Here is a 5,552-nt window from a genome sequence, read left to right as displayed (position 1 = left end):
AGAAATTCGTCGGCAGCCACGGGCTGGAGACGGGCGAGGAGGACGGCCAGGGGCACGACCATGCGCCGTTCGAGACCGTCGGCATTCTTGCCCCCAGCGGCACGGTGATCGACCGGCTGATCCTGACCTCGGTCGAATCGGTCTGGGACGTGCACGGCATCGAGCATGAGCATCATGACGAGGCCGCGGGCGAACATGACCACGAGCAGGACGATCCTGCCGATCACGATCACGACGCCGAGCCGGCCCATCAGGACGAGCATGAAGGCGAAGCCGCGATGCCCGGCATGGAGCCGGAGATCACCGCGCTGCTGGTGCGTTATCGAAACGCGTCGGCCGCGATGCGGCTGCCCAGCCAGATCAACCGCCAGAGCGCGCTCCAGGCCGCTGCCCCCGCCGCCGAGGCGGCGCGACTGCTCGGGCTGTTCGGGTCGATCATCGAAGGCGCGCGGTTGTTCGGCTGGTTGCTCGCCTTGTCCGCCGGGCTCAGCCTGTTCGTCGCGCTGTGGAATGCGACGCGCGCGCGCGAAGCCGATCTGGCGCTGCTGCGCGTGATGGGGGCGCGGCCATCGACCGTGTTCGGCACGATCCTGATCGAGGGATTGCTGATCGCCGCGATCGGCGCGCTGGGGGGCATCGCAGTGGCGCATGGCCTGATCGCGGTGGCCACCGCGAGCTTCCCGACGCTCGACGAGCTCGGCCTGTCGGCGCTGCGGTTCCTGCCCGGCGAGGGGGCGATCCTCGCCGCCGCGCTCGCCATCGGCCTCGTCGCCGCCCTGATCCCGGCGATCCGCACCTTCCGGATCGATCTTGCCACCACGCTCGCCCGATACAGCTGAGGAAGACGACATGCGCCTGCCCATTCTTGCCCTGGCCGCCCTGAGCCTCATCGCCCTGCCGCAGACCGCAGGCCAGGCTGCGATGCAGCAGGGAAAGAAGGCGCCGGTGGAGGATGTCTGGAAGCCCGCCGCCACGCCCAAGGGCGGGGTTTCCTGGGCGGTGCTCGAGGCGACCAGGGAACAGACCCGCACCGGCAAGGACGGTTATCTCTATTCCAAGCCGCTGTTCACCCCGGCGGTCAAGGCGCTGGCGGGCAAGCGGATCAAGGTGGCCGGCTGGATGAAGCCGCTGGAAACCGGCGGGCGTCAGAAGCATTTCGTGCTGCTCGCCTATCCGCCGGGCTGTCCGTTCCATTTCCACGCGGTGCCCAACCAGTTTATCGAGGTCTATGCCGACATCCCGTTTCCGACCAACGAAACCCGGATGATCGTGGTCAGCGGGGTGCTCGAGCTGACCGGCCAGGACGAAAGCGGCATTTTCTACCGCATGAAGGCCTCAAGCCCCGCCTGAACCGGCCGTCATCCGCCCGATGGTGCGGCCGGTCGGCCAACCTTCTGACGGCCTCGGCCCGCCGGGTTGCCAGCGGACCTCTGGCGCGCCTGCCTCACGCCAGCGGGGCGAGCCCGCACAGGATGGTCCGCACCAGATCGGCCTGTCCGCGCGCGCCGGTGCGGGCATAGATGCGCTTCGAGTAGTTGCGGGCCGTCTCGAGAGTGAGGTGGAGGTTCTGCCCCGCCTCGGCGATCGTTTCACCGCGGCTGAGTTTCTGCGCCAGCGCAGCTTCGCGGGCCGACAGGCGGAAATGGTCGCGCAGGACGGCGGCGCCCTCGCGTTCCTCCTCGCGGACCGCGATCCGCATCGTTGCGGTCGCGACCGGGCGGGCCATCCCGGGCAATACGGAAAAGGCCGTCGGCTGCACCAGCAGGGTGATATCGTCGTCGACCGTGATCAGAACGGGCGAAGGCGCAGCGGGGCCAGGGGCGGCGATCGCCGCGCAACTGCGCTCGAGCAGGTCAGCCGCTGCCTGTGGCAGCTGCAGCTTGCGGCCGGGGCGACCGTCGGGCGTTTCGATAAAGGTCAGCCAGCGTTCGGCCATCGCGTCAGCGGCCATGACCCGCGCATCCTCGTCGAGCGCGACCTGGCCGATGCCGAGCCTCGCGAGCGTCGCCTGCGCCATGATCCGCGCCAGCCGTTCGCCCGATATCGCGACAAAGGCACGCAGCGCGGCGCGAAGATAGGGGGCCGTGGATGACAGCGTCGCCACCGCGCTGGAACTGAAATCCTCGCGCTCGCGAGCGAGCAATATCCAGGCATCGGCGACATTGTCGACGGTCACGCGCATCCACCGGCCATAGCGGATGCCCATCGCGACCAGCGCCGATCGCTGATGTTCCAGCACCGCCTTGTCGTCGAAATCGAGCATCTCCTCGAGCGCATAGATGCGTCCGGGGCGTAGCGCCCCATAGGGATGGAGCTCCAGCCGCTGCAGCGCCTCGATATCGATCGCGGGGTCCTCGACCGCACGCGGGGCCGCCAGCTGCAGCACGGTGGGCGCATGATCCGCCGGTGCATTGGCCAGCGTGATGTACAGCACGCCGTGCCGGGCATGGGTGCGCGCCAGCAATGCGGCCATGAACTGCCGCCATTGCGGTGCCTCGCGAATGCCCTCGACCAGCGGCAGGAAGAGATCGAGCTGCGTATTGATTGCGGTCGCCATGCCATTTTACTCCCATATGGGAGTTATGGATGGACCCGATGTGTCCGATTGGCAATGCACGAACGCTCCAGACGAGGGACAGAATGTCGCGGCAGACACGATCGACCATATTGACGCATCTCGAACGGCTGGAGGCCGAGGCCATCCACATCATGCGCGAAGTGGTGGCCCAGGCAGAAAAGCCGGTGATGCTCTATTCGGTGGGCAAGGACAGCGCGGTGATGCTGCATCTCGCGCGCAAGGCCTTCTATCCCTCGCCGCCGCCTTTTCCGCTGCTGCATGTCGATACGACCTGGAAGTTCAAGGACATGTACGCGCTGCGCGACAAGATGGCGCGCGAAAGCGGCATGGAATTGCTGGTCTATCAAAACCCCGAAGCGGCCGAGCGCGGCATTAACCCGTTCGACCACGGGCCGCTCCACACCGACATGTGGAAGACCGAGGGGCTGAAACAGGCGCTCGACCTGCACGGTTTCGATGCGGCGTTCGGCGGAGCGCGGCGCGACGAGGAGAAGAGCCGCGCCAAGGAACGCATCTTCTCGTTCCGCACCGCGTCGCACGGCTGGGACCCGAAGAACCAGCGGCCCGAATTGTGGAACCTCTACAACGCGCGCAAGAACAAGGGCGAGAGCATCCGCGTCTTCCCGATCAGCAACTGGACCGAGCTCGACATCTGGCAATATATCCAGCTCAACGCCGTGCCGATCGTCCCGCTCTATTTCGCTGCCGTGCGCCCGACCTTCGAATGGGAAGGCCAGCTGTTCATGGCCGACGATATCGACCGGCTGACCCGCGTACTGGGCCGCACGCCCGAGATCACCGAGCGCTCGATCCGCTTCCGCACGCTGGGCTGCTTCCCGCTCACCGGCGCGGTGGAAAGCACCGCACAGACGCTGTCCGAGGTGATCCAGGAAACGCTGCTCACCACCACCTCCGAACGCCAGGGCCGGGTGATCGACAAGGACGCCGGCGGCGCGGGAATGGAGAAGAAGAAGCAGGAGGGCTATTTCTGATGCGCGATCCAGTCTACCAGACCGAAGCGCTGATCGCCGAGGATATCGACGCCTATCTGGAAACGCATCAGCACAAGTCGATGCTGCGCTTCATCACCTGCGGTTCGGTGGATGACGGCAAGTCGACGCTGATCGGGCGGCTGCTCTACGACAGCAAGATGATCTTCGAGGACCAGCTCGCCGCGCTGGAAAGCGACAGCAAGAAGGTGGGAACGCAGGGCGGCGAGATCGATTTCGCGCTGCTGGTCGATGGCCTGGCGGCCGAGCGCGAACAGGGCATCACCATCGATGTCGCCTATCGCTTCTTCAACACCGAAAAGCGCAAGTTCATCGTCGCCGATTGCCCCGGGCACGAGCAGTATACGCGCAACATGATCACCGGCGCGTCGACGGCCGATCTGGCCGTGATCCTCATCGATGCGCGCAAGGGCGTGCTCGTCCAGACCCGGCGGCATTCGTACCTGTGCCACCTGATCGGCATCCGCAACATCGTGCTCGCGGTGAACAAGATGGACCTGGTCGATTACGACCAGGCGGTGTTCGACGAGATCGTCAAGGATTATGCCGCGTTCGCGCAGAGCATCGGCATCGAGAGCTTCACCGCCATGCCGATTTCCGGGTTCCGCGGCGACAATATCACCGCGCTGTCGGCCAACACCCCCTGGTACGACGGCCCGACGCTGGTCGATCATCTCGAAACGGTCGAGGTGCTCGCGTCGGTCGATCTCGACCGGCCATTCCGCATGCCCGTGCAATGGGTCAACCGCCCGAACCTCGATTTCCGCGGCTTTTCGGGACTGATCGCGACCGGGTCGGTCAAGCCGGGCGACGAGATCCGCGTGCTGCCCTCGGGCAAGACCAGCATCGTCAGCCGCATCGTCACGCTCGACGGCGACCTGGACGAAGCGGTTGCGGGCCAGTCGGTCACGGTCTGCCTGACCGACGAGATCGACTGTTCGCGCGGCGACGTCATCGCCGCCGCCGCCAATCCGCCCGAGGCGGCCGATCAGTTCGAGGCGACCCTGGTCTGGCTCAACGACGACCCGATGGTGGTCGGGCGCGCCTATTGGCTGAAGCTCGGCAGCCAGACCGTGTCGGTGACTGTGCAGCAGCCGAAATATGCCGTGAACGTCAATTCGATGGAGCATCTGGCGGTCAAGACGCTCGATCTCAACGCCATCGGTGTCGCGGAGATCATCACCGACCGGCCGGTCGTGTTCGAGCCCTATGCCGACAACCGCGCGCTCGGTGGCTTCATCCTGATCGACAAGCTGTCCAACGCCACGGTGGCGGCGGGCATGCTCCATTTCAGCCTGCGCCGCGCGCAGAACGTCCACTGGCAGCCCACCGACCTGACGCGCGAGGACCATGCGCGGATGAAGAACCAGACGCCGAAGGTGCTGTGGTTTACCGGTCTCTCGGGTGCTGGCAAGTCGACCATCGCTAACGAGGTGGAAAAGCGGCTCGCCCTGATGAACCGCCACACCTTTCTGCTCGATGGCGACAATGTCCGGCACGGGCTCAACAAGGATCTGGGCTTTACCGAGGCCGACCGGATCGAGAATATCCGCCGCGTCGGCGAAGTCGCCAAGCTGATGGCGGACGCCGGGCTGATCGTGCTGACGGCGTTCATCAGCCCGTTTCGCGCCGAGCGCGAGATGGTGCGCAACATGCTGCCCGAAGGCGAGTTCGTCGAGATTTTCGTCGATACGCCGCTCGAAGTCGCCGAGGCGCGCGACGTGAAGGGCCTGTACAAGAAGGCGCGGTCGGGGGCGCTCAAGAACTTCACCGGGATCGACAGCCCATATGAGGAACCGCTGACGCCCGAAATCCGGATCGACACCGGTGCCATGACGATCGAGGAAGCGGCCGATTATGTCATCCGCCAGCTGCTGCCGCTGAAATAAGGGGGGCGATGATGGCGATGAGCGATGCCGAGCTAGCGGCGCACCTGGCCGAGGTGACGGGCAGGCTGCTGATCG

The 5,552-nt window shown here is 65.7% G+C and carries 5 protein-coding genes; 4 read left to right on the top strand and 1 reads right to left on the bottom strand.

Going from position 1 to position 5,552, the window contains the following annotated elements; all coding sequences use genetic code 11:
- Together DM995_RS02175 and DM995_RS02170 are read left to right on the top strand one after the other, a co-directional pair.
- Positions 1-839 (top strand): FtsX-like permease family protein (locus DM995_RS02175; RefSeq protein WP_198669230.1); only part of this gene is annotated, 839 nt, incomplete at its 5' end.
- 10 nt (positions 840-849) lie between these two features.
- Positions 850-1,350, top strand: coding sequence for a DUF3299 domain-containing protein (locus DM995_RS02170; protein WP_023839238.1), 501 nt, complete (start codon positions 850-852; stop codon positions 1,348-1,350).
- A 94-nt stretch (positions 1,351-1,444) separates the two neighbouring features.
- Here the strand turns inward: DM995_RS02170 and DM995_RS02165 are convergent, their stop codons facing one another.
- Entirely contained in the window at positions 1,445-2,557 is a 1,113-nt protein-coding gene (locus DM995_RS02165; protein ID WP_116968346.1) for a helix-turn-helix transcriptional regulator, read from the bottom strand.
- Positions 2,558-2,640: 83 nt separating this feature from the next.
- On the opposite strand from DM995_RS02165, the gene cysD reads away from it, so the two are divergent.
- Both cysD and cysN read left to right on the top strand, forming a co-directional pair.
- Positions 2,641-3,570, top strand: a complete 930-nt coding sequence (gene cysD / locus DM995_RS02160) for a sulfate adenylyltransferase subunit CysD (RefSeq protein ID WP_116968345.1) — start codon at positions 2,641-2,643, stop codon at positions 3,568-3,570.
- The gene (gene cysN, locus DM995_RS02155) at positions 3,570-5,477 is read left to right on the top strand and encodes a sulfate adenylyltransferase subunit CysN (protein ID WP_116968344.1); all 1,908 of its coding nucleotides are present in this window, start codon (positions 3,570-3,572) and stop codon (positions 5,475-5,477) included. The genes cysD and cysN overlap by 1 nt, the downstream gene beginning before the upstream one ends.
- The last annotated feature ends 75 nt before the right edge of the window (positions 5,478-5,552 follow it).

This window comes from Blastomonas sp. UPD001, assembly GCF_003426715.1.
GTDB lineage: Bacteria > Pseudomonadota > Alphaproteobacteria > Sphingomonadales > Sphingomonadaceae > Blastomonas.
Note: the sequence above shows the minus strand (reverse complement) of the source record. Positions and strands in the feature narration are given on the sequence as shown.